The organism is Janibacter limosus (assembly GCF_004295485.1).
Lineage (GTDB): Bacteria > Actinomycetota > Actinomycetes > Actinomycetales > Dermatophilaceae > Janibacter > Janibacter limosus_A.
On sequence record NZ_CP036164.1, the window covers coordinates 1,987,856 to 2,009,438 of the forward strand.

25 protein-coding genes are annotated in these 21,583 nt (G+C 71.8%); 7 read left to right on the forward strand and 18 right to left on the reverse strand.

Annotated features, from left to right (window positions below; all coding sequences use genetic code 11):
- Nucleotides 1–2: 2 nt before the first annotated feature.
- Together EXU32_RS09470 and cbiB are read left to right on the forward strand one after the other, a co-directional pair.
- The gene (locus tag EXU32_RS09470) at nt 3–548 is read left to right on the forward strand and encodes a bifunctional adenosylcobinamide kinase/adenosylcobinamide-phosphate guanylyltransferase (RefSeq protein ID WP_130629682.1); all 546 of its coding nucleotides are present in this window, start codon (nt 3–5) and stop codon (nt 546–548) included.
- Nucleotides 545–1,528: an adenosylcobinamide-phosphate synthase CbiB gene (gene cbiB, locus EXU32_RS09475; protein ID WP_165399634.1), complete on the forward strand. Its 984-nt coding sequence runs from the start codon at nt 545–547 to the stop codon at nt 1,526–1,528. Before EXU32_RS09470 ends, cbiB begins: the two co-directional genes overlap by 4 nt.
- A gap of 13 nt (nt 1,529–1,541) precedes the next feature.
- Here cbiB and EXU32_RS09480 read toward each other — a convergent pair whose 3' ends face one another.
- Complete coding sequence (locus EXU32_RS09480; protein WP_130629683.1) at nt 1,542–2,297, reverse strand: cobalt-precorrin-6A reductase; 756 nt, start codon at nt 2,295–2,297, stop codon at nt 1,542–1,544.
- 62 nt (nt 2,298–2,359) lie between these two features.
- Between EXU32_RS09480 and EXU32_RS17150 the strand changes: the two genes are divergently transcribed.
- Both EXU32_RS17150 and EXU32_RS17155 read left to right on the forward strand, forming a co-directional pair.
- A complete protein-coding gene (locus tag EXU32_RS17150) occupies nt 2,360–3,061 on the forward strand; it encodes a M50 family metallopeptidase (protein ID WP_165399635.1) in 702 nt (233 codons plus the stop codon).
- A gap of 3 nt (nt 3,062–3,064) precedes the next feature.
- Nucleotides 3,065–3,487: a DoxX family protein gene (locus EXU32_RS17155; RefSeq protein ID WP_165399636.1), complete on the forward strand. Its 423-nt coding sequence runs from the start codon at nt 3,065–3,067 to the stop codon at nt 3,485–3,487.
- Between the two features lie 7 nt (nt 3,488–3,494).
- On the opposite strand, the gene EXU32_RS09490 is transcribed toward EXU32_RS17155, so the two are convergent.
- The 3 genes from EXU32_RS09490 to EXU32_RS09500 are packed head-to-tail and all read right to left on the reverse strand — an operon-like array spanning nt 3,495 to nt 7,033.
- Complete coding sequence (locus tag EXU32_RS09490; protein ID WP_130629684.1) at nt 3,495–4,301, reverse strand: HAD family hydrolase; 807 nt, start codon at nt 4,299–4,301, stop codon at nt 3,495–3,497.
- On the reverse strand, nt 4,298–6,073 hold the full coding sequence (locus EXU32_RS09495) for a proline--tRNA ligase (RefSeq protein ID WP_130629685.1): 1,776 nt from the start codon (nt 6,071–6,073) through the stop codon (nt 4,298–4,300). Before EXU32_RS09495 ends, EXU32_RS09490 begins: the two co-directional genes overlap by 4 nt.
- A 51-nt stretch (nt 6,074–6,124) precedes the next feature.
- The gene (locus EXU32_RS09500) at nt 6,125–7,033 is read right to left on the reverse strand and encodes a LysR family transcriptional regulator (protein WP_130629686.1); all 909 of its coding nucleotides are present in this window, start codon (nt 7,031–7,033) and stop codon (nt 6,125–6,127) included.
- Nucleotides 7,034–7,104: 71 nt separating this feature from the next.
- On the opposite strand from EXU32_RS09500, the gene EXU32_RS09505 reads away from it, so the two are divergent.
- Nucleotides 7,105–8,025 carry an EamA family transporter gene (locus tag EXU32_RS09505; protein ID WP_130629687.1) on the forward strand — a complete coding sequence of 307 codons (921 nt, stop codon included), beginning with the start codon at nt 7,105–7,107 and terminating at the stop codon, nt 8,023–8,025.
- Nucleotides 8,026–8,049: 24 nt separating this feature from the next.
- On the opposite strand, the gene EXU32_RS09510 is transcribed toward EXU32_RS09505, so the two are convergent.
- From EXU32_RS09510 to poxB, 7 genes are all read right to left on the reverse strand, one after another.
- Nucleotides 8,050–8,676, reverse strand: coding sequence for a M23 family metallopeptidase (locus EXU32_RS09510; RefSeq protein ID WP_130629688.1), 627 nt, complete (start codon nt 8,674–8,676; stop codon nt 8,050–8,052).
- A 4-nt stretch (nt 8,677–8,680) separates the two neighbouring features.
- The gene (locus tag EXU32_RS09515; RefSeq protein ID WP_130629689.1) at nt 8,681–9,457 is read right to left on the reverse strand and encodes an SIR2 family NAD-dependent protein deacylase; all 777 of its coding nucleotides are present in this window, start codon (nt 9,455–9,457) and stop codon (nt 8,681–8,683) included.
- 149 nt (nt 9,458–9,606) lie between these two features.
- Nucleotides 9,607–9,906, reverse strand: coding sequence for a HepT-like ribonuclease domain-containing protein (locus tag EXU32_RS09520; RefSeq protein ID WP_130629690.1), 300 nt, complete (start codon nt 9,904–9,906; stop codon nt 9,607–9,609).
- 20 nt (nt 9,907–9,926) lie between these two features.
- Nucleotides 9,927–10,397 (reverse strand): nucleotidyltransferase domain-containing protein, encoded by a 471-nt coding sequence (locus EXU32_RS09525; protein ID WP_130629691.1) that lies wholly within the window; start codon nt 10,395–10,397, stop codon nt 9,927–9,929.
- A 70-nt stretch (nt 10,398–10,467) separates the two neighbouring features.
- Nucleotides 10,468–11,343, reverse strand: coding sequence for a GNAT family N-acetyltransferase (locus tag EXU32_RS09530; protein WP_130629692.1), 876 nt, complete (start codon nt 11,341–11,343; stop codon nt 10,468–10,470).
- A 4-nt stretch (nt 11,344–11,347) separates the two neighbouring features.
- A complete protein-coding gene (locus tag EXU32_RS09535; protein ID WP_130629693.1) occupies nt 11,348–11,740 on the reverse strand; it encodes a DoxX family protein in 393 nt (130 codons plus the stop codon).
- Nucleotides 11,741–11,751: 11 nt separating this feature from the next.
- Entirely contained in the window at nt 11,752–13,494 is a 1,743-nt protein-coding gene (poxB, locus tag EXU32_RS09540; RefSeq protein WP_130629694.1) for a ubiquinone-dependent pyruvate dehydrogenase, read from the reverse strand.
- A gap of 163 nt (nt 13,495–13,657) precedes the next feature.
- Between poxB and EXU32_RS09545 the strand changes: the two genes are divergently transcribed.
- A complete protein-coding gene (locus EXU32_RS09545; protein ID WP_130629695.1) occupies nt 13,658–14,629 on the forward strand; it encodes a zinc-binding dehydrogenase in 972 nt (323 codons plus the stop codon).
- Between the two features lie 46 nt (nt 14,630–14,675).
- Here EXU32_RS09545 and EXU32_RS09550 read toward each other — a convergent pair whose 3' ends face one another.
- Genes EXU32_RS09550 through EXU32_RS09570 form a run of 5 tightly spaced genes read right to left on the reverse strand, consistent with a single transcriptional unit; the run spans nt 14,676 to nt 19,838 of the window.
- Nucleotides 14,676–15,521 carry a GNAT family N-acetyltransferase gene (locus EXU32_RS09550; RefSeq protein ID WP_130629696.1) on the reverse strand — a complete coding sequence of 282 codons (846 nt, stop codon included), beginning with the start codon at nt 15,519–15,521 and terminating at the stop codon, nt 14,676–14,678.
- 58 nt (nt 15,522–15,579) lie between these two features.
- The gene (ispG, locus tag EXU32_RS09555; RefSeq protein WP_130629697.1) at nt 15,580–16,737 is read right to left on the reverse strand and encodes a flavodoxin-dependent (E)-4-hydroxy-3-methylbut-2-enyl-diphosphate synthase; all 1,158 of its coding nucleotides are present in this window, start codon (nt 16,735–16,737) and stop codon (nt 15,580–15,582) included.
- A 47-nt stretch (nt 16,738–16,784) separates the two neighbouring features.
- Nucleotides 16,785–18,119: a M50 family metallopeptidase gene (locus EXU32_RS09560; protein ID WP_130629698.1), complete on the reverse strand. Its 1,335-nt coding sequence runs from the start codon at nt 18,117–18,119 to the stop codon at nt 16,785–16,787.
- Nucleotides 18,120–18,162: 43 nt separating this feature from the next.
- Nucleotides 18,163–19,338: a 1-deoxy-D-xylulose-5-phosphate reductoisomerase gene (dxr, locus tag EXU32_RS09565; RefSeq protein WP_130629699.1), complete on the reverse strand. Its 1,176-nt coding sequence runs from the start codon at nt 19,336–19,338 to the stop codon at nt 18,163–18,165.
- Nucleotides 19,335–19,838, reverse strand: a complete 504-nt coding sequence (locus tag EXU32_RS09570; RefSeq protein ID WP_242612748.1) for an acyl-CoA thioesterase — start codon at nt 19,836–19,838, stop codon at nt 19,335–19,337. The genes dxr and EXU32_RS09570 overlap by 4 nt, the downstream gene beginning before the upstream one ends.
- Before the next feature lie 60 nt (nt 19,839–19,898).
- Here EXU32_RS09570 and EXU32_RS09575 point away from each other — a divergent pair, with 60 nt between their 5' ends.
- The gene (locus EXU32_RS09575; RefSeq protein ID WP_130629700.1) at nt 19,899–20,639 is read left to right on the forward strand and encodes a ZIP family metal transporter; all 741 of its coding nucleotides are present in this window, start codon (nt 19,899–19,901) and stop codon (nt 20,637–20,639) included.
- Between the two features lie 129 nt (nt 20,640–20,768).
- Here the strand turns inward: EXU32_RS09575 and EXU32_RS09580 are convergent, their stop codons facing one another.
- The gene (locus tag EXU32_RS09580; protein WP_207233772.1) at nt 20,769–21,128 is read right to left on the reverse strand and encodes a barstar family protein; all 360 of its coding nucleotides are present in this window, start codon (nt 21,126–21,128) and stop codon (nt 20,769–20,771) included.
- Nucleotides 21,125–21,571 (reverse strand): ribonuclease domain-containing protein, encoded by a 447-nt coding sequence (locus EXU32_RS09585; protein ID WP_130629701.1) that lies wholly within the window; start codon nt 21,569–21,571, stop codon nt 21,125–21,127. Before EXU32_RS09585 ends, EXU32_RS09580 begins: the two co-directional genes overlap by 4 nt.
- Nucleotides 21,572–21,583 lie beyond the last annotated feature (12 nt).

The following is a 21,583-nucleotide window of genomic DNA, read 5'->3' on the forward strand; positions in this document are numbered from 1 at the left end:
CCATGCGGCACCTGGTCACCGGCGGCGTCCGCTCGGGCAAGTCCCGCCACGCGGAGGCCCTCCTCCTGCCGCCGCACGTGGATCCCGGCGTCGCGGTGACCTACCTGGCCACGGGGCCGCAGGGCGACGACGCCGACTGGCGCGCCCGGGTCGACGCGCACCGCTCCCGTCGCCCCGCGTCGTGGCGCACGGTCGAGAGCACCGACGCCGCGAGCGCCCTGTGGGACGCGCAGGGCCCGGTCCTGCTCGACTGCCTCGGCACCTGGCTGACCGCCCAGCTCGACGAGATCGCCGCATGGGAGGCCCCTGAGACCCACTGGAGTGCCACCCTCGACGAGCGCATCGCCGACCTCGAGGCGGCCTGGCTCGCCACCGACCACGTCGTCGCCGTAACCAACGAGGTCGGGTGGGGCCTGGTGTCGGAGCACCGGTCCGGGCGGATCTTCGCCGACCGTCTCGGCTGGCTCAACCAGCGTCTCGCGGCCTCGGCCGACCGGGTGGACCTGGTCGTCTCCGGTCAGGTGCTCACCATCAAGGGCGGAGCGTGAGCGGCTCCCCCCGGCACACCCCGCTCGACCCCGTCGCAGTCGGTCTGGCCCTGGGCTGGCTCGCCGACGAGGTCCTCGGGGATCCCCGGCGTGGTCACCCGGTAGCGGCCTTCGGCACGTGGGCCGGCTGGGTCGAGCAGCGCCTGCACCGCGACTCGCGGACCGCCGGGATCCTCACCGAAGCGGTCGTGCTCACGCCCGTCCTCGTGCTGGGGACCGCCGCGACCCGGCTGCCCCCGGTCGCTCGCGCGGGCGCCATGGCGGCGCTCACCTGGGCCTCCCTCGGGGGCACGAGCCTGGGTCGTGAGGGCGCTGCCGTCCACCACCTGCTCGTGGCCGACGACCTGCCCGGCGCGCGGCGGCGGGTGCGCAACCTCGTCGGTCGGGTGACCGACGACCTGGGCCCGGACGAGGTGGCCCGCGCCGCGATCGAGTCGGTCGCAGAGAACACGTCGGACGCCGTCATCGGGACCCTCGTGTGGGGCGCTCTGCTCGGACCGCTCGGCGTGCTCCTCCACCGGAGCGCCAACACCCTCGATGCCATGCACGGGCACCGCACCCCCCGGTATGCCCGGTTCGGCTGGGCCGCGGCCCGGCTCGACGACGTCCTCGGTTGGCTGCCCGCGCGGGTGACCGTGCTCGCGACCGCCGCGGCACGCCCCCTTCGCGCTCGTGAGGTCGTGGGCACTGCGCTGCGGGACGGTCGGGAGCACCCCAGCCCCAACGCCGGTCCGGTCGAGGCAGGCTTCGCCGCCGCGCTCGGGGTCCGCCTAGGCGGCCGGACGGTCTACGCCAGCGGCGCCGAGGACCGCGTCGTCATGGGGGTCGGGCCGGCTCCGACCGCGACCGACCTGCCCCGAGCCGTCGAGCTCGCTCGCCGGGTCGGCATCATCACGCTGGTCGCGGCCACCGGCCTGCGCCTCGCCATGGTGACGCGTCGCGCCGGGGCCTCCGGTCGTGACTCACGCGGTGCCTCGTGATCCACCCCGTGAGTCACGACCGGAGGGACTCGAGCGAGGTCACCCAGGTGGCTGCCGCCACGGCGTCCGCCGCCGTCGCCACCCCCGCCGCCCGCTCCGGCCGCGCGACGACGACGACCGGCACACCGAGGTGGCGGGCGGCGTCGAGCTTGGCCTGCGTGTAGCGACCGCCCGAGTCCTTGGTGAGCAGCACCGACACCCCGTGCTCACGCATCAGCGCCTCCTCGCCGGCGACGTCGAAGGGACCCCGCGACCGCAGGACGGTCCACGCGGCCGGCAGCGGCGCCTCCGGCGGCTCCACGAGCCGCACGACCACCGGTCGGTCGGCCCACGCGTCGACGTGGTGGTGCAGGGTCTGTCGACCGGTCGTGACGAAGGGGACTCCCCCCACCTCGTCCGCCGCCTCCCGCGCGGCCACGTGGTCGGGCACCCACGTCCACGACGCGGCATCGGGGTGGGTCGCCCAGCCGGGCCGCGCGAGCCGCAGCAGCGGCACACCGAGTGACGAGCAGGCTTGTGCCGCATGGCTGCCCATCGTCGCCGCGAAGGGGTGGGTGGCGTCGACGACCGCACTCACGACGTGCTCGCGCAGCCACTGGGTCAACCCCTCGACCCCGCCGAACCCGCCGATCCGCACCGGTCCCATCGGCAGCCGCGGACGTGCGACCCGGCCGGCCAACGAGGAGGTGAAGGGCACTCCCTTCGCCTCGAGGTGGGCGGCGAGGTCACGGGCCTCGGCAGTCCCGCCGAGGAGGAGCACGTGCGTCATGCCGCCCACAATCTCACGCCCGCCCCGGCGGACTGACAGGTTGACCACCTACGGTCACCTGCGTGGACCAGATCATCGACCGCCTCGCGCCTGCGACCACGACACCCGACCTGGCCGGTTGGACGCTCCTCGCCGTGCTCGTGCTCGCCGGTGTCGCCGCGACGTGGTGGCCGGCCTGGCGGGTCCTGCGGCTGGTCGTGACCCTCGTCCACGAGCTGGGGCACGCCCTCGTGGGGATGCTGTGCGGCCGGCGGTTCACCGGCTTCGTCCTGCGCTCGGACATGTCCGGCCATGCCGTGACCGTCGGCCCCGCCCACGGCGCCGGAGTCATCGCCACCACCTGGGCGGGCTATCCCGCCCCGGGCATCGTGGGGGCCGGGCTCATCTGGCTCGCCACGCACGGGTGGTCGGCACCCGCGTTGACGGCGCTCGTCGTCGGCCTGCTCGCGGCCCTGACGCGAGTGCGATCGGCGCTCACCGGTCTCGTCGTGCTCGCGGCCGTCGCCGGCGCTGCGTCGCTGTGGTGGTGGGGCGAGGACACCCTGCAGGCGTGGCTGCTCGTCGGGGTCGGGGTCCTGCTGCTCGTCGGCGCCTGGCGGCACCTCGGGTCGATGCTCCCCCGCATCGAGATCGGCAGCGACCCGGGTGTGCTCGCCCGGGCCACCGGGGTCCCGGCAGCGCTGTGGGTCGTCAGCTTTGTGGTCGTGCTCGCCGCCGCGACCTGGGTCGTCGTCACGGTCCTGCTCGTCCCCATGGGAGCGTGAGGCATGTCCTCGTCACTGCGCGCCACCGCCCAAGTCCTCCTCGGCGCCTTCCTCGTCCTCGCCGGCACGGCCCACCTGACCTTCGCGCGGACCGACTTCAGGGCCCAGGTCCCACCGTGGGTGCCGCTCGACGTTGACCTCGTGGTCCTCGCCTCCGGCGTGGTCGAGATCGTCTGCGGGGCAGCGCTGCTGCTCGCGTGGCGTCAGCCGCACCGGGCGATCGTCGGGGGCGCGGTCGCGCTCCTCTTCGTCGCCGTCTTCCCCGGCAACATCGCCCAGCTCACCGAGCACCGTGACGCCTTCGGCCTGACGAGTGACACGAGCCGGGCGGTGCGACTGCTCTTCCAGCCCGTCCTGGTGGTGTGGGCCCTGTGGTGCACGGATGCGGTGGGCTGGTGGCGCCGACGCCACGAGCACCGCGCCTGAGGTCCGCTCAGACCTCGAGCCAGCCGTCCACGATGTCGAGCACGTCGAGCAGCTGGGTCGCCACCCCGTCGGGCTCCACGTCGACGGTGACCTGCTGGTCGGCCGGGATGTCGCTGTGCGGCACCCAGATGGCGCGCATGCCGACCTCCTGGGAGCCCAGCACGTCCTCGAAGAGCCGGTCGCCGACGTAGACGGCATTGGTCACCGGCACACCGAGCTGCGCGGCCACCGCCTCGAAGGCCTCCCGGTGCGGCTTGACCACGCCGATCTCCGATGAGTAGGCGTCCCCGTCGATGAGGTCGAGCACGCCGTCGCGCTCGAAGATCTCGCGGTGGTAGTCCCCGCTCCAGATCGTGTTGGACAGCACGCCGACCTTGAGACCGCGCTCGCGCAGCCCCTCCCACAGCGGGCGCACCTGCGGGTCGGTGCGGGTGTGCGGCTCCCAGAAGCGGCGGTAGGCCGCCAGGGCCACGTGGTGACGGTCCTCGCGCGGGTCCAGACCCGCCTCGCGCAGGATCTCGTCGAGGTGCGCGCTCGAGCGGTCGTCCGCCCGACCACGTCGCCAGGCCTGGTCCTCCACGGCGAGGATCCGGTCAGCGAGCTCCTGCGCGCGGTCGAGGTCCTCCTGCGGCACGTCGTCGGACTCGAGCGGGATGCCGTGGACCTCGCGGGCGAAGACGCGCCACTGCTGCCCGAGGTCGATGGTGTGCCACGGCGTGAGCGTGCCGCCCCAGTCGAAGACCACCGCCTGCACCGGGCCGGCCGCCGGGCGCTCGTGGACGGTCAGCGGGTGACGCATCTCGTCGACGCTCATGACTGGCCCCGCACCTCACCGATCAGGGCCTCGACGGCCTCGGCCACGGGGACCTCCCGGCGCTCGCCGGTGCGACGGTCCTTGATCTCGACGACGCCCTCGGCCAGGCCCTTGCCGACGACGAGGATCGTCGGGACACCGATGATCTCGGCGTCCTTGAACTTCACGCCCGGGCTGACCTTGCCCGCGCGGTCGTCGTAGAGGACGCTCACGCCCTTCGCCTCGAGCTGGGCGGACAGGTCCTCGGCCGCTCCGAAGATCTCCTCGCTCTTGCCCGCGGCGACCACGTGCACGTCGAAGGGGGCGAGCGCGCGTGGCCAGATCAGGCCCTGCTCGTCGTGGTTGTCCTCGGCGATGACCCCGACTGCGCGCGTCACGCCGACGCCGTACGAGCCCATGGTCACGGTGACGAGCTTGCCGTTCTCGTCCAGGACCTTCAGCCCCAGCGCCTCGGCGTACTTGGTGCCGAGCTGGAAGATGTGACCCATCTCGACGCCGCGCGCCAAGGTCAGCGTGCCCTCGCCCTGCGGGCTCGGGTCGCCCTCACGGATCTCGGCGGCCTGGATGGTGCCGTCAGCGGTGAAGTCGCGACCGTGGACCAGGTCGATGACGTGCTGGCCGTGCTCGTCAGCACCGGTCACCCACGCGCTGCCCTCGGCGATGGAGGGGTCGAGCAGGTACCGGATGCCGCTGGCCTGCTCCGACCCGAGGACACCGGGGCCGATGTAGCCCTTGGCGAGCGTCGGGTGCTTGGCGAAGTCGGCCTCCTCGAAGCCCTCGACCTCGGCCGGAGCGACCTGCGCCTCGAGTCGCTTGGGGTCGACCTCACGGTCGCCGGGGACACCGATGGCCAGCGGCTCGCGCCACGGCTCCTCGTGGTCCTCGTCGGCGGGGTGGGCGAGCATGACGATGACATTCTTCAGCGTGTCCGCGGCGGTCCAGGCACGGCCGTCGGTGCGCGGGTGGTTGGCGTTGAGCGCGGCCACGAGCGTGTCGATGGTCGGGGTGTCGGGGGTGTCCTCGACGTGCGCGGGTCCCGCGGTGACCTCGACGGGCGGTGCCTGCGGCACCACGACGGCCTCGACATTGGCGGCATAGCCCGAGGCGTCACGCACGAAGGTGTCCTCGCCGTTGGGGCTGACGGCGAGGAACTCCTCGCTCGCGCTGCCGCCCATCGCGCCGGAGTCGGCGTGGACGATGACGTACTCGAAGCCGAGCCGGTCGAAGATCTTGATGTAGGCGTCGCGGTGCGCGTCATAGGCCTTCTGCAGGCCGGCCTCGTCGATGTCGAAGGAGTAGCTGTCCTTCATGATGAACTCGCGCCCGCGCAGGACACCGGCGCGCGGCCGGGCCTCGTCGCGGTACTTGTTCTGGATCTGGAAGAGGGTCAGCGGCAGGTCCTTGTAGGACGTGTACATGTCCTTGACCGCGAGGCAGAACATCTCCTCGTGCGTCGGGCCGAGCAGCATCTGCGTGCCCTTGCGGTCGGTGAGGCGGAAGAGGTTGTCGCCGTACTCGGTCCAGCGGTTGGTGGCCTCGTAGGGCTCCTTGGGCAGCAGCGCCGGGAAGGACAGCTCCTGGCCGCCGATGGCCTCCATCTCCTCGCGCACGATCGCCTCGACCTTGCGCAGGACCTTCAGCCCCAGCGGCAGCCACGTGTAGACGCCCGGCGCCGCACGCCGGACGTAACCGGCCCGGACGAGGAGCTTGTGGCCGGGCAGCTCGGCGTCCGCCGGGTCCTCGCGAAGGGTGCGAAGGAAGAAGGACGACATGCGTGTGACCACGGAAGGGACTCCTGGTGAGGCGAAGGGGGATGTGCCACCTCAGCGTATCCGCTCCCCCATCAGCGCCGCCCCCGCTACGGCCAGCTGCCGGGTCACGAGGGCGACCGCTGCACGCTCGGCACGGTCCGGCCGGGATAGCGCCACGATCCACCGGGAGGCCGGGACACCCACGAGCGGGACGAGCGCGAACTCGTCCGCCGTGCGGGTGGTCCACCGCGGCAGCAGCGCGATGCCCTCACCCGAGGCGACGAGCGCGGCGACGAGGTGGTTGTCGCGGATCCGCAGCCGCCGGTGCAGCGCGCGCCCGCAGGCGCTCTCGATGCGCTGGAGCACGGTGTCGAAGGGGTAGTGGTCGGGGACGCAGATCCAGTCCTCGTCGACGACATCCCGCGGCCGCAGCTCCGCCCGGCCCGCCAGCGGGTGGTCCGGAGGAACGGCCACGTCGAGCGGCTCACGGGTGAGGACGGTGCTGCGCAGGCCCTCGCTGCCGGCGGGCACCTCGCTCGTCAGGGAGTGGGCGATGACGATGTCCGCGTCGGCCGCTGCGCTCGCGTAGTCGTGCTCGGCGAGATCCAGGTCGTCGATCTCGAGGGAGACGTGGCCGTCGGCGAGCAGGGTCATGGCCCCGGGCAGCAGCGCGGTCAGGCCGCTCGGCAGCCCGGCGATCCGCACGGTCCCGACCGGCTCGCCCCGGTGCTCCTCGAGCCGGGCGGCCACCCGCGCGAGGGCTGCGGCCACGTCGTCGGCGCCGTCGGCGAGCAGCTCCCCCGCCTCGGTCAGCCGCAGCCCCCGGCCGTGTGGCTCGACGAGCGGCACACCCGCCGCGCGCTGGGCGGTGCGCAGCTGCTGGGAGAGTGCCGACGGGGTGCGGTGGGTCGCTGCGGCGACCGCCGCGAGGCTGCCTCGCTCCCGCAGGTCGCGCAACAGCTCCAGGTGGCGGATGTCCATGTAGTAACCCTAATGGGTCACCACAGGATGATTCGCTTGTCCTGCACGGTCTTTGGGCGCACCATCGAGGGGTGCCGATCCGCCACCGCCTGCTCGCCGTCCTCGTCGCCGTCCTCTGGGGCGCCAACTTCATCGCCATCCACGCCTCGCTCGCGATCTTCCCTCCCTTCCTCTGCTCGGCCCTGCGCTTCCTGCTGCTGGCCATCCCGACGGTGCTGCTCGTCCCCCGCCCACAGGTCCCCACGCGCTGGCTCGTCGGCTACGGCATCGGCTTCGGCATCCTGCAGTTCGCCTTCCTCTACCTCGCGATGGACATCGGCATGCCGACCGGCCTCGCCTCGCTCGTGCTGCAGAGCTCCGCCCCCTTCACCGTCGTCCTCGGGGCCGTCCTGCTCGGCGAGCGCCTGTCGGGCCGCGCCGCCACCGGTGTGGGCGTCGCCGCCCTGGGCATGGCGGTCGTCGGGTCCCAGCGGCTGTCGGCGGAGGCGGGGCTCCTCCCCTTCGTCCTGACGTTGCTCGCCGGTCTGGGCTGGGCCTTCGGCAACCTCGCGGCCCGCCGGGCCGCGGCACCCAAGCCGCTGCACCTGACGATGTGGATGACGGTGGTCCCGCCGCTCCCCCTGCTCGCGCTGTCCCTCGCCGTCGAAGGGCCCGAGCGCATCGGCGCCGCCTTCTCCGACTCGCTGACGGCCGCGGCGATCCCGGCCTGGCTGGGTCTGGCCTACACGACGATCATCGCCACGGTCATCGGCTCGGGGATCTGGACCTGGCTGATGTCGCGGCACCCGTCCGGGACGGTCGCGCCCTTCTCCATGCTCGTCCCGGTCACCGGGCTCGCGCTGGCGTGGGCGACGCTGGGCGAGGTCCCGGCGCCTCTCGAGCTCGCCGGTGGGGTGCTCGTCGTCGGTGGGGTGCTGTGGGCCTCCCGCCAGCGCCCGGCCGCGCTGCCGGAGCCCGAGCCGCTGCCGCAGCCGGTTGCCCACCGGGTGTGAGCCCGCAGCGCTCCCCTCTGGGCGCTACCGGGCGGTGACGACCTCGCCCTCGTCAGGCACTCGCACACCGTCGTCGAGCCGGAAGGCCAGCGGCACACCCTGCGCTCGGTCCCAGTCGGCCGAGTCGCTCACCTGGACGTGCACATGGGGCTCGGTGGAGTTGCCGGAGTTGCCGCACTCCCCGAGCACCTGCCCCACGACGACCCGCTCTCCCGCCCCCACTCGCACGGACCCGCGGCGCAGGTGGGCCAGCAGGACGACGGCGCCTCCGATGTCGATGACGACGTGGTTGCCGGCGATCGCCGCGTACCCCTGCCGGACCCGGCCCGCCTGGGTGAGCGCGTAGACCGCGAGGGCGAAGGGGGCACGTCGCGCCTCGTGGTCGTCCTCGCCGTCGTGCACGGCCGCGACCGTGCCCTCGATCGGTGCGAGGACCGGCGCTGCGAAGCCGACGAAGTGCCCCGGCGGCTCGGTCGCGAGCGCCGCGCGCCAGCCGCGCGGCGCCGTGCGTCCGCGCTCGTCGACCCTGACGAAGTCGATCGCGTGGCTCGTCCCGAAGAGCGTCGTGCCGTGACTCGGCACCCGCCGCGCCGGGCTCATCTGCGTGCGCCAGCTCCCCCGGAAGGGCAGGTCGAGCACGACGGGAGCCATCGGCTCAGCGCAGGGCCCCGACGATCGCGGCCAGCACCTCGGCGGCCGGCCCGCGCACCACGTGGTGGCACATGTCGGAGATCTCGCTCTCGTGGGGGTTGATCTCGATGACGGTCGCACCCTCGGCGCGGGCCATCGCCGGGTAGCCCGCAGCCGGGTAGACCAGCCCTGAGGTGCCGATGACGAGGACGACGTCGCCCGGCTCGAGGGCCTCGACCGCCGCCTCGGTGACCTCGACCGCCTGCTCGGGGAGGGTCTCGCCGAACCACACGACACCCGGGCGCACGTCCCCTTCGCACTGCGGGCAGGTGGGCGGGTCGAGGCGCTCGACCGGCTCCTGCGGCAGCTCCACCTCACCGTCGTAGGGGGTGTCGCACTCGCTGCACCGCGGCTCGAAGAGCGAGCCGTGCAGGTGCGCCGCGACGCTCGACCCGGCGCGCTCGTGGAGGTCGTCGACGTTCTGCGTCGAGATCGTCACCTCACGCAGCCCGGCCAGCGCGGCGAGCGCGACGTGGCCGGCGTTGGGGTCGACCGCGCCCACGAGCTGCATCCGCCACGCGTACCAGGCCCAGACGAAGGGCGGGTCCATCTGGAAGGCCTCGAGCGTCGCCAGCTGGGTGGGGTCGAAGGCCTCCCACAACCCGGTCTGGGCGTCGCGGAAGGTCGGCACGCCGGACTCAGCGCTCATCCCCGCGCCCGAGAGCACGAGGACCCGGCGGGCTCCCTGCAGGGCGTCGATCACGGCGTCCGGGACGGCGGTGGTGGCAGTGGGCGTGGTCATCGTTGCTCCTGGGCGAAGTGCGCTGGCTGGGCCTACTGCCACATCGTCGCAGCCGCGGGCGCCCCGTGCGGCACGAGGAAGCAGATCTGACCCACAGGGCTGGCCTCGAGTCACCATTGACCTGCAGAGCTATCGGCCAGATGTGGCCGTCAGGCGTCCGGAAGCTCGTGCCTGATGATCCGAACGATGTCCGGCAGATCGATCTCGATCGTCTGGTGCACGATGTCGGAGTCCACCAGCAGGTAGCCGTGAGCGATCCGGTTGCGCATCCCCCACATGAACTGCCAGCTGTCTGCGAACAAGCGGGTCCGCACGTCTGGGTCGAGCCGCTCCAATCCCTCGATCCCGGCGGAGAGCCTCATGCAAATGGCGTCGATGACGAGTTGGTCCAGATTCTCGCCCTCGGCGTACTCGCAAGCCAGTTCCAGGTGGAAGAGTGCCTCACCCAACAGCTCCGGAGTTGATCGACTCACAATGCCACCGCCTCGGACAGAACCCGCTCACGCACGTCGGGCCGAAGAGCTGAATCGGGAACCAGGTCGACCGACACGCCCAGCAGATCCGCGAGCCGCTGCTCCAGACGGCCCAACTGCATCAGGCTGAGTGGCCTCTGCATCACGAACAGAAGATCCACGTCGGAGTCGGGCCGGTCCTGTCCCGTCGCCACCGAACCGAACACCCGGATCTGGGTTCCGCCGCCTTCGGTCACGACCTGCCTGATGCGGTCGGCGTTCCGGCGCAGCTTGAGTCCCAACGGAGACGTGCCATGAAACCGCAACAGCCGCGATACCTCAGGTTGGCTGCGGCCGATCTGCTCGGCGATCTGGGCCTGTGTCATACCTTGCGCGGCAGCCGATCGGACCGCGCGAACGAGATCGGCGCGAGCCCGTGCCGTGACCTCATCAGTGCGACGAGCCACCTTGGCCAGTTCCGAGACCATGAGGACACTATAGCAAATACTATAATTTCTTCTCCAGGGCGTCCCGGCCGGCGCCGACCAAGCACGGGAGTCAGCCCTCGTAGCCCGGCGCACGTTGCTCGAACAGACCTCGAGTCCCACGACTGCGGAAACCGAGGCGCTCGTAGAGCGCCCGCGCCGGGTTGTCGCAGCCGACGGCGAGCCACGCGGCCTCGGCCTCGTCGCGGGAGACCGCGGTGAGGGTCCGGGCGACGAGGTGCGCGCCCAGGCCCCGACCACGCCACTGCGGGACGACACCGACCTCCTCGATCCACCCGTCCGAGACCGTGACGAAGCCGGCGACGTGACCACTGGTGTCCATCGCGACCCGGGAGTTCTCGGGCTGGAAGCCGCGCTGCTCGCGCAACCACCGGCCCCAGGCACGCGACCTGCCCGCGTCGTAGCCGGCCTGGTCGCCGAAGGACGCCGCGTAGGCGTGCTGGAAGGCCTCCGACGTGTCGTCGGTGAAGGGCAGGGTGACGATCCCCTCGGGACGGCGGACGAAGGGGATGTGCTTGAGCGAGTGGCGCATCACCGTCTCCGCGAAGACCCGGTGCAGGCCGAGCTCGGCGAAGAGCTCCTCCGCCTCCGGACTCACCGAGTCCAGGACGAAGCGGACCTGGTCCACGCTGTTGGCGACCATCCAGTCGGCGAGCTCGCGCCCGATCCCGCGACCCATGACGGCCGGGTCGACCAGGCCGGTCGCCGTGAGCCCGCCGGCCCCAACCCGTCCGACCGCGGCTGCCGCCACGATGTCGCCGAGCTCGTCTCTGCCACTGATCGCCAGATCGGTGACGAAGGCCGAGCGCATGTGCTCCGGGTCCGCCAGGTCGGGCAACCCGCCGTCCCGCTCCAGGCAGGCCTCACCGAGCCGGACGAGTGCGTCGAGGTCGTCCTCCGTGGTCGGTGACCACTGCAGCTGGCTCACCGGGTCACCCGCGCTGCGCCGCCCGCAGCGCGACACGCACCAGGGGCCACTGCAGGGGCAGCCGGGCGAGCGCGGCGGCGAAGACGCCGACGGCCTGCGGGGTGCGCTTGCGCTGTGCCCGCCGGCCGTGGTCGATGCTCATCTGGACATTGGCCGGGAAGACCCCCACGAGCAGCGCGGCGCTCGCCCAGCCGGCGGCAGGTCGGGTCGCCGGGACGAGCAGGCCGGCAGCACAAGCGATCTCGGCTACGCCGGATCCCGTGACGAGGAGCCGGTCATGCTGACGAAGGGGGGTGGGCACCATCGGCTCGAAGACCTGGGGGCGCACCAGGTGGATGACACCCGAGGCGAGGAGGAGGGCGGCGAGGCCGGTGGTCGGGAGGTCGGGACGGGGCATGGGACTCCTTGTCAGAAGATCTGTCGCAGGTTGACCCGCGACAGGTCGAGCAGCTCGTCGCCGCGGCCGGACATGACGGTGCGCAGCGCGTAGAGGGTGAAGCCCTTGACCTGCTCCGCCGAGATCGCGGGCGGGATCGTCATCTCCTGGCGCTCGGTGACGACGTCGACGAGGGCGGGGCCGTCGTGCGCGAAGGCCTCGCGCAGGCTCCCTTCGAGGTCAGCGGACTCGGTCACCCGGAAGCCCTTGATGCCGCAGGCCTCGGCGACCTGCGAGAAGTCGGGGTTGTGCAGGTCGGTGCCGAAGCCGGGCAGGCCGGCGGCCTTCATCTCCAGCTCGACGAAGTTGAGCGAGGAGTTGTTGAGCACCACGATCTTGATCGGCAGGTCGTGCTGGCGCACCGTGAGCAGCTCTCCCATGAGCATCGCGAGCCCACCATCACCGCTCAGCGTGACGACCTGCCGGCCGGGGTGGGCCAGCTGCGCGCCGATGGCCTGCGGGAGCGCATTGGCCATCGAGCCGTGGATGAAGGACCCGATGAGCCGGCGGTCGCCGCGGCACTCGAGGTAGCGCGCCGCGTAGACGACCGGCGAGCCGACGTCGGGGATGAAGACCGCGTCGTCCGAGGCGATCTCGTCCACGAGGCGCGCCAGGTACTGGGGGTGGATCGGCTGGCCCTTCTTGGCGAAGATCCCCTTCTTGGGCGGCTGCGCCAGCTCGTCGAGCTTGTCGCGGGTCTTGCCGTAGTGCTTGACGGCGTCCTCGAGGTGCTTGCGGTCGGACGCCGGCTGCAGCAGCGGGAGCAGTGCCCGGATGGTGTCGCCGACGTCGCCGACGAGACCGAGGTCGAGGGGCACGCGACGACCGAGGTGCTCACCGCGCAGGTCGACCTGGATGAAGGTCGCGCCCTGCGGGTAGAACTGGCGGTACGGGAAGTCGGTACCGAGCATGAGCACGGTGTCGGCCTCCTCCATCGCCCGGTACCCGGACGCGAAGCCGAGCAGCCCGGTCAGGCCGACGTCGAAGGGGTTGTCCCCCTCGATCTCCTGCTTGGAGCGAAGGGTGTGCACCACCGGTGCCGCGAGACGGTCCGCGAGCGCGAGGACGTCGTCCTTGGCGCCGGCGGCGCCGGCCCCGACGAGCAGGGTCGTGCGCTTGGAGGCACCGAGCAGCTGCGCTGCTCGGTCGAGCTGGTCGGCTGCGGGGACGACGCGGGCCCGGCCGCGCTCGATGACGGTGACCCGCTCGTCGACGGCCTCGGCCTGGGCGACCTCGCCGGGGACGACGAGGACCGCGACGCCGCGCTCCTGGATGGCGGCGCGCATGGCCGTCTGCAGCATGCGCGGCATCTGCGTGGGGTCGGAGACCATCTCGCAGTAGACGCTGCACTCCTGGAAGAGGTTTTGCGGGTGGGTCTCCTGGAAGTACCCGCTGCCGATCTCCGCGCTCGGGATCTGCGCGGCGATCGCCAGGACCGGCACGCGGCTGCGCTGGGCGTCGAAGAGGCCGTTGATCAGGTGCAGGTTGCCCGGGCCGCAGCTGCCGAGGACGACGGCGAGCTCACCGGTCAGCTCGGCGTCGGCGGCGGCCGCGAAGGCTGCCGACTCCTCGTGGCGGACCAGGCGCCAGGTGATGGACCCGTCGCGTCGCATGGCCTCGGTGAAGCCGTTGAGCGAGTCCCCCGGCACCCCGTAGGCGCGGGTCACCCCGTTGGCCCGGAGCGTGGCGATGACGTTGTCTGCGATCGTGCCCATGGTGACTCCTGACGACGGGGATACCGGTCGGCTCCACGCTATCCCGACGCACGGGGGCTCGCGGTCGCTGAGCGGCCTGCGCCCCCGTCGACCCCCGCAGGTGGTCACCCCGGACAACTGGCAGAGTGGGAGGGAGTGATTCCCGACCGAGAGGAGCGCACCGATGCGCGCCGTGTACGCCGAGAGCATCAACCCGCAGGACCCGCTGGCCGGACTCGTCGTCGGTGAGCGCCCCGACCCGGTCGCACCCGAGGGGTGGGCCACGGTGACCGTCAAGGCCGCCGCGCTCAACCACCACGACGTGTGGTCGCTGCGCGGGCAGGGCCTCAAGGCCGACGCCCTGCCGATGATCCTCGGCTGCGACGCAGCGGGTCTCGACGAGGACGGCAACGAGGTCGTGGTCCACGCGGTCATCAACGACCCGGCCTTCACCGGGGCCGACGAGACCACGGACCCGCGCCGCTCCCTTCTCTCGGAGCGCTACCAGGGCACCTTCGCCGACACGGTCGTCGTCCCCCGTCGCAACCTCGTCCCCAAGCCCGAGGGCCTGAGCATGGTCGAGGCGGCATGCCTGCCCACGGCCTGGCTGACCGCCTACCGGATGCTCTTCGTCCGGGGCGCGATGCGCCCGGGCGAGAGCGTGCTCGTCCAGGGCGTCGGCGGTGGCGTCTCGACCGCGCTCATCACGCTCGCGCGCGCCGCCGGGCTGCGGGTCTACGCCACCTCGCGCAGCGAGGCCAAGCAGGCGCGCGCGCTCGAGCTCGGCGCCCACGAGGTCTTCGGCTCGGGTGAGCGGCTGCCGGTCAAGGTGGACGCCGTCATGGAGACGGTCGGCCAGGCGACGTGGACGCACTCGATCCGCGCCCTGCGACCCGGCGGCCGGATCGTGATCGCCGGCACGACGAGCGGGCCCAAGCCCGACGACGCCGAGCTGACGCGCATCTTCTTCCTCCAGCTGAGCGTCATCGGCTCCACGATGGGCACGCGGGACGAGCTCGACGCGCTCGTGCAGATGCTCCACTCGACGGGCACCCGTCCGCTGGTGCACGCCGAGATGCCGCTGGAGCAGGCCCGCGACGGGTTTGCCCAGATGGTCGACGGTGACCACGTCGGCAAGATCGTCTTCACCCTCTGAGAGGCATCGCTGACACCTCGACCCCGCCGCGAGCGGGGTCGAGGTGTCAGAAGAGGATCGTCGAGAAGGTCCCGACCCGCTCCATGCCGATGCGTCGGTAGGTCGCCAGTGCCGGCGCGTTGAAGTCGTTGACGTAGAGCGTGGCCAGCGGTGCGTGGTCGAGCATCGCCTGCTCGAGGGCAGCGGCCATCATCGGCGCGGCGAGCCCCTGCCCGCGCAGCTGCGGGGTCAGCCACACGCCCTGGACCTGGCAGGCACCGAGGGCCACCGACCCGACGTCGGCCTTGAAGATCACCCGACCGTCCTCCACGACGACATAGGTGCGGCCGGCGCGGACGAGCCGCCAGATCGAGTCGCGGTAGAAGGCGGGGCTGCCCGTGTAGGGCCGGTAGCCGATCTCCTGGGTGAACATGTGCTCGGCCGCCGGCAGCACGAGGTCGACCTCGTCGATGGTCGCGGGGCGCACGCGCGGGTCGAGTCGCACGCCCAGCTGCGAAGGGGGTGTGTGCGACGCGAGCAGGGGCTGCTCGGCCCGGATGGTGCGGGGAGCCGGGAAGTCATCGCCTGCGGCCCGCCACAGCCCGTGCACCTCGTCGCGCGGGCCGAGGAAGGACGCAGAGCGGCGGCGCACCTTGCGCACCTGTGCCGCGAGCGCGGCCCAGCTCGCGGTCGAGGTCCCCACCGGCACGACATTGGCGAGGGTCCACACGAGGGCCTCGAGCTCACCGTCGTCGAACCAGCCGTAGGCAGCGGAGGAGCCGGAGCCCAGGCCGCCGTCGAGGATGCGGCTGGCGACGAAGACGTGGGCCGCGGGATCGCGCGCGCACAGGTCCAGGGCGGCATCGACGTCGTCGGGGCCCAGGAGCCGGGTGGGTTGGCGGGTGCGCAGCACCCCGCCAGCCTAATGAGGCAGCCGCGTCGCGGGTGGCGAAGGGGGTCACCCCCTTCGGTCAGCCCACCGAGACGGTCGCGCCGGACTCCTCGCCGTCGAGGGGCTCGCCCATCTCCTCGGCGATGCGCATGGCCTCCTCGATGAGGGTCTCGACGATCTTGCTCTCGGGCACGGTCTTGATGACCTCGCCCTTGACGAAGATCTGGCCCTTGCCGTTGCCGGAGGCGACACCGAGGTCGGCCTCGCGGGCCTCGCCCGGGCCGTTGACGACGCAGCCCATGACCGCGACGCGCAGCGGGACGGTCATGCCCTCGAGGCCGGCAGTGACCTCCTCGGCGAGCTTGTAGACGTCGACCTGCGCGCGGCCACAGCTGGGGCAGGAGACGATCTCGAGCTTGCGCGGACGCAGGCCGAGGGACTGCAGGATCTGCTGGCCGACCTTGATCTCCTCGACCGGCGGCGCCGAGAGGGAGACACGGATCGTGTCGCCGATCCCCTTCGACAGCAGTGCGCCGAAGGCGGTCGCGGACTTGATCGTGCCCTGGAAGGCGGGCCCAGCCTCGGTGACACCGAGGTGCAGCGGCCAGTCACCGGCCTCGGCGAGCAGCTCGTATGCCCGCACCATGATCACCGGGTCGTTGTGCTTGACCGAGATCTTGAAGTCGTGGAAGTCGTGCTCCTCGAAGAGCCCGGCCTCCCACACAGCCGACTCGACGAGGGCCTCGGGCGTGGCCTTGCCGTACTTGTCGAGGATGCGCTTGTCGAGGCTGCCGGCGTTGACGCCGATGCGGATCGAGGTGCCGTGGTCCTTGGCCGCCTTGGCGATCTCCTTGACCTGGTCGTCGAACTTGCGGATGTTGCCCGGGTTGACGCGCACGGCCGCGCAGCCGGCCTCGATGGCCTGGAAGACGTACTTGGGCTGGAAGTGGATGTCGGCGATGACCGGGATCTGGCTGTGCTGGGCGATCTCGGCGAGCGCGTCGGCGTCGTCCTGGCTGGGGCAGGCCACCCGCACGATGTCGCAGCCGGCGGCGGTGAGCTCGGCGATCTGCTGCAGCGTGGTGTTGACGTCGGAGGTCAGCGTCGTCGTCATCGATTGCACCGAGATCGGGGACTCGCTGCCGACACCGACCGAGCCGACCTTGATCTGGCGGGTGGGACGACGTGGTGCGAGGACCGGGGCCGGGGCCTTGGGCATGCCGAGGGAGACGCTCATGCCATCCATTATGCGTCCCAGCGGCTGGACACTCGCTGGGACCCGCCTCAGGTGAGCCGGACGGGCTTGACGATGTCGGCGTAGACGAGCAGCAGGGTCATGCCGATGAAGGCGATGGCGACGACATAGGCCAGCGGCATCGCCTTGGCCACGTCGACGGGTCCGGGATCGGGCAGTCCGCGCACCCTGGCCCAGCCCTTCTTGACACCCTCCCACAGCGCACCGGCGACGTGGCCGCCGTCGAGCGGCAGCAGTGGGACGGTGTTGAAGGCGAAGAGGACGAGGTTGAGCGAGCTGAGCAGGGTCAGCAGGAGGATCGCCTTGTCCCCCGTGTCACCGAAGAGGTCGGAGCTGGCGACCTCACCGGCGATCCGCCCGACACCGACCACGGACATCGGACCGTTGGGGTCGCGCTCGCTGCTGCCGAAGGCCGCCTCGGCGACACCGACGAGCTTCTGCGGGATCTTGACGAGCAGCTCGTAGGTGGCGCCGACCTGGTCGCCGAAGAGCCCCGGGACCGCGGTGATCGGCTGCTGCTGCGTCTCGACGCTGCCGGAGGCACCGAGGAAGCCAGCACGCTCAGTGCGGATCGCTCCCGTCGCGTCCTTCTCGGGCTCGCCGTCGTCGCCGTAGACCGGCATGTCGAGCACGATCGGGTCGGCGGTGAGCGTCGTGGTCGACCCGGCGCGGTCGACCGTCATCGTCAGCTGCTTGTCGAGGTTGGCCCGGATCGCCAACCGCACGTCGGTCCACGTCGTGACCTGGGTGCCGTTGATCGCGGTGATCCTGTCGCCGGGCTTGAGGCCGGCCGCGTTGGCGGGAGCCACGGGCATGTCGGCGGTGCAGGTCTCGGCGGCCTGCTGGCCCATCTGCTTGATGTCGACGCACTGGTTGACCGAGGAGATCGTCGGGGTCGTCACGGACACACCGTGGAGGGTGAAGATGCCGGTGAAGAGCACGAGCGCGATCAGCAGGTTCATCACCGGGCCGCCGAGCATGATGATGATCCGCTTCCAGATCGGCAGCTGGTAGAACATCCGGCCGTCGTCGCCGGGCTGCACCTCCTCGAGGCTCTGCTGGCGCGCCTCCTCGACGAGCTGGCTCATCCGGCCGGTGCTGGAGGAGCGCATGGTGCCCTCGGCCTGGTCCTTGGCGGGAGGGAACATGCCGATCATCCGGATGTAGCCGCCCAGGGGGATCGCCTTGACCCCGTACTCGGTCTCACCACGGCGGCGCGACCAGATGGTCGGCCCGAAGCCGACCATGTACTGCGGCACGCGGACGCCGAACTTCTTGGCCGGCACGAGGTGCCCGATCTCGTGCAGGGCGATCGACAGACCGATCCCCAGCACGGCGAGAAGGACCCCCAGGACGTAGAGCATGGCGAAATGGTCTCACGATGACCTGACAGGTCCCTCCCTTCGGTCAGCCCCCGAGGATCGCGGCCGCCTCGGCTCGCGCCCACGCGTCCGCGGCGAGCACGCCGTCGACCGTGTGCGCGTCGAACTGCGCGCCGTCGTGCCGATCGACCACCTCGGCGATCGTGTCGACGATGTCGGTGAACCGGCAGACACCGTCGTGGAAGGCGTCGACCCCTACCTCGTTGGCAGCGTTGTAGACCGCCGGGTGGGTGCCGCCGGCGGCGCCGACCTGCTGCGCCAGCCGCACGGCCGGGAAGGCCGCGTCATCGAGCGGCTCGAAGCGCCAGTCCTGCGCCCGGGTCCAGTCGACCGGCGTCTCGACATCGGTCAGCCGCTCCGGCCACGACAGGCCGAGCGCGATGGGGGCGAGCATCGTCGGCAGCCCGAGCTGGGCGATGACGGCGCCGTCGTGGAACTCGACCATCGAGTGGATGATCTGCTGCGGGTGGACGACCGCCTCGATCCGGTCCATCGGCACGTCGAAGAGCAGGTGCGCCTCGATCAGCTCCAGCCCCTTGTTGACCAGCGTCGCGCTGTTGGTCGTGATGACCCGTCCCATCGCGAAGTTGGGGTGCTTGAGGGCAGCAGCCGGGGTCACCTCGCGCAGCGCGTCCCGGTCCATGCCGCGGAAGGGCCCACCGCTCGCGGTCACGACGAGCTTGCGCACCTCGTCGGTCCGGCCGGAGCGCAGGGCCTGGGCGATGGCGGAGTGCTCGGAGTCGACGGGCACGATCTGGTCGGGCGCGGCGAGCTCACGCACGATCGGTCCGCCGATGATCAGCGACTCCTTGTTGGCCAGGGCCAGACGTGCCCCCGAGCGCAGCGCGGCGAGCGTGGGCCGCAGGCCGATGGCGCCGGTGATGCCGTTGAGCACGACGTCGGTGGGCGCGCCGGCCGCCTCGGTCGCCGCCTCCTCCCCCACGATCACCTGGGGGTCATAGCCGGTCACCCCGGCTGCGTCCGCGGCCGCGGCGATGGCCGCGGTCAGCGCGTCGCGGGTGCCGGTCGCCGCCGCGACGAGCGAAGGGAGATGACGCGCGGCCTGCTCGGCGAGCAGCCCGATGTTGGAACCTCCCGAGAGCACCTCCACCTCGAATCGGTCGGGGTGGGCCTCGATGACCTGCAGACCCTGGGTGCCGATCGAGCCGGTGGAGCCCAGGAGCGTGACGCGGGTGCTCATGCCGTCGCCTCGTCGCTCTCGCGGCGGCTGTGGTCGATTGCCTCGCGGCGAGCCAGCCGGTTGGCGCGGCGGATCTCCGCCTCGCGGAAGTGGCGCCGCTCCTCGGGGGTCTCGATGCTCAGCTCGGGGACGCGACGGGTCCCCCCTTCGGCATCGACCGCGACGAAGACCAGGTAGGCGCTCGCGACGTGGACGCGCTCGGTGACGGCGTCCCACCGGTCGACCTCGGCCCGCACGCCGACCTCCATCGAGGAGGTCCCGGCCCAGTTGACCTGCGCGCTCACGTGGAGCACGTCGCCGACCCGCACCGGGTTGAGGAAGGCCATCTCGTCCATCGCCGCGGTCACGGCCGGGCCCTGGGCGAAGCGGTTGGCGGAGACGCCCGCGGTGTCGTCGACCATCTTCATGATGTTGCCGCCGTGCACATTGCCCAGGAGGTTGGCCTCCGACTGGGACATGACGCGGGAGAGGGTGATCCGGGTGTCGGTGGGTGTCGTCACTCCCCCATCATGGCAAGTCGGCGGTGCGATGATCGTGAGGTCACCACCGAAGGAGGCCACATGGGTGCCGCACTGCTCTGGGGAGCGCTCGCCGCGTCGTCGCTGCTCGTCGGCGCGCTGCTCGGCGTGGCCCGCACCTGGCCCGGCCGTCTCGTCGGCCTCGTGCTCGCCTTCGGCGCGGGTGCGCTCATCGCCTCCGTGTCCTTCGAGCTCGCCGAGGAGGGCCTGCAGACGGGCGGCCCGGTCCCTGTGGCCATCGGCATCGCCCTCGGGGCGCTCGCCTTCGCCGGCGGCAACGCGGGCATCCAGGCTCTGGGCGCGCGCCGCCACCGCGGCGAGACCCACAAGGACGGCGAGACCCACAAGGACGAAGGGGGCACGGGCCTGGCCTTCGGTGCCTTCCTCGACGGCATCCCCGAGCAGGCGGTGCTGGGCATCGGGCTCGCCTCGGGTGGCCCGGTGAGCGTCGCCCTGCTCGTCGCGGTGTGGATCTCCAACCTGCCGGAGTCGATCGGCTCCGCCTCGGACATGCGCCGCGACGGGACCGCGCGCCGCTCGATCCTGCTGCTGTGGGCCGGGGTCACGACCGTGTGCGCCCTCGCCACCGTCGGCGGGTACGCGCTCGCGGACGTCTCCGGCGACACCGGCGCCGCCGTCATCAACGGCTTCGCTGCGGGCGCCCTGCTCGTCATGCTCGTCGACGAGATGATCCCCGAGGCCCGGTCCAAGGCCGGCGCGGCCGCCGGTCTGGCCACCGCGGTCGGCTTCGCCCTCGCGGCCGGCCTGTCCAAGCTGACCTGACCCCCCTCCCTTCGCATCTCCTTAAGGTCGTGCGCACCCAAGCCACATCTCCTTAAGGTCGTGCGCTCGGGGTTCGCATCTCCTTAAGGTCGTGCGCACCCAAGCCGCATCTCCTTGAGGTCGTGCGGGTCAGCGGTCGGCGATGACGATGCTCAGGTCCGGGTACTCGTCGTCCAGGTCCGAGAGCACGTCGAGGATCGCGGGATCGGTCCCGACGCCGCCGCCGGGGTGCATCGGGTCGGGTGCGTCGTGGTGACCGGGCCGCCACACGAGGGTCCACGGCGCGTCGTGCCGGTCGGCGACGTCGCGCAGGCAGTCCATCAGCGCGTCGAGGTTGCGCCCGAAGTGCGCGGGGAAGAGCAGCCCGCGGGCGAAGCGGTCGTAGATCTCCTCGCGGTCGGCGCCCCCGTCGACGAGGTGCACGTGGTCGGTCCCGGCGACGGCCCGAGCGAGGAGCCCGTCGACCCCCGCGGCCTCGATGTGGATCACTGGCCCTCCCGGATCTGGCGGAAGCTGTCGTAGTGGTCGTCCGTGTAGTACCGGTCACCGGCGTCGCCCCCGACGATCCGCCGGGCACCGCGGTCGCTCTCGCCCGGCGTGGGCACCGTGTACTCGCGGTAGTAGCCGCGCTGCTGCGAAGGGAGGATCCCCTCCCTGTTCTGGAAGGTGATCCCGTCACGGTCGTAGGGGAAGGGCCCGTCCGAGCGGATCAGGGCGAGCGTCTCGCGGCCCTCGGCCGGCAGGGCGGACTCGGCGATCGTGTCGAGACCGGAGCCCGGTGTCGAGCTCCCGGACGAGGTCGTCGATGATTCACCACCCGAGTCACGGCCGGAGTCGCCGCCAGATCCCCCGGCCACGACGATCCACGCCGCGAGCAGGATCAGCAGGAGGCCCCCGACGAGCTGGAGCCGGGTGCGCCAGGTCTTGGTCATGACAGAACCAGC

What these genes read in the sequence shown, in the direction of transcription:
- EXU32_RS09470 (WP_130629682.1), top strand. Translation starts at nt 3, where the DNA reads ATGCGGCACCTGGTCACCGGCGGCGTCCGCTCGGGCAAGTCCCGCCAC.
- EXU32_RS09480 (WP_130629683.1), bottom strand. Translation starts at nt 2,297, where the DNA reads ATGACGCACGTGCTCCTCCTCGGCGGGACTGCCGAGGCCCGTGACCTC.
- EXU32_RS17155 (WP_165399636.1), top strand. Translation starts at nt 3,065, where the DNA reads ATGTCCTCGTCACTGCGCGCCACCGCCCAAGTCCTCCTCGGCGCCTTC.
- EXU32_RS09490 (WP_130629684.1), bottom strand. Translation starts at nt 4,301, where the DNA reads ATGAGCGTCGACGAGATGCGTCACCCGCTGACCGTCCACGAGCGCCCG.
- EXU32_RS09495 (WP_130629685.1), bottom strand. Translation starts at nt 6,073, where the DNA reads ATGTCGTCCTTCTTCCTTCGCACCCTTCGCGAGGACCCGGCGGACGCC.
- EXU32_RS09500 (WP_130629686.1), bottom strand. Translation starts at nt 7,033, where the DNA reads ATGGACATCCGCCACCTGGAGCTGTTGCGCGACCTGCGGGAGCGAGGC.
- EXU32_RS09510 (WP_130629688.1), bottom strand. Translation starts at nt 8,676, where the DNA reads ATGGCTCCCGTCGTGCTCGACCTGCCCTTCCGGGGGAGCTGGCGCACG.
- EXU32_RS09515 (WP_130629689.1), bottom strand. Translation starts at nt 9,457, where the DNA reads ATGACCACGCCCACTGCCACCACCGCCGTCCCGGACGCCGTGATCGAC.
- EXU32_RS09525 (WP_130629691.1), bottom strand. Translation starts at nt 10,397, where the DNA reads ATGGTCTCGGAACTGGCCAAGGTGGCTCGTCGCACTGATGAGGTCACG.
- EXU32_RS09535 (WP_130629693.1), bottom strand. Translation starts at nt 11,740, where the DNA reads ATGCCCCGTCCCGACCTCCCGACCACCGGCCTCGCCGCCCTCCTCCTC.
- poxB (WP_130629694.1), bottom strand. Translation starts at nt 13,494, where the DNA reads ATGGGCACGATCGCAGACAACGTCATCGCCACGCTCCGGGCCAACGGG.
- EXU32_RS09545 (WP_130629695.1), top strand. Translation starts at nt 13,658, where the DNA reads ATGCGCGCCGTGTACGCCGAGAGCATCAACCCGCAGGACCCGCTGGCC.
- ispG (WP_130629697.1), bottom strand. Translation starts at nt 16,737, where the DNA reads ATGAGCGTCTCCCTCGGCATGCCCAAGGCCCCGGCCCCGGTCCTCGCA.
- EXU32_RS09560 (WP_130629698.1), bottom strand. Translation starts at nt 18,119, where the DNA reads ATGCTCTACGTCCTGGGGGTCCTTCTCGCCGTGCTGGGGATCGGTCTG.
- dxr (WP_130629699.1), bottom strand. Translation starts at nt 19,338, where the DNA reads ATGAGCACCCGCGTCACGCTCCTGGGCTCCACCGGCTCGATCGGCACC.
- EXU32_RS09575 (WP_130629700.1), top strand. Translation starts at nt 19,899, where the DNA reads ATGGGTGCCGCACTGCTCTGGGGAGCGCTCGCCGCGTCGTCGCTGCTC.
- EXU32_RS09585 (WP_130629701.1), bottom strand. Translation starts at nt 21,571, where the DNA reads ATGACCAAGACCTGGCGCACCCGGCTCCAGCTCGTCGGGGGCCTCCTG.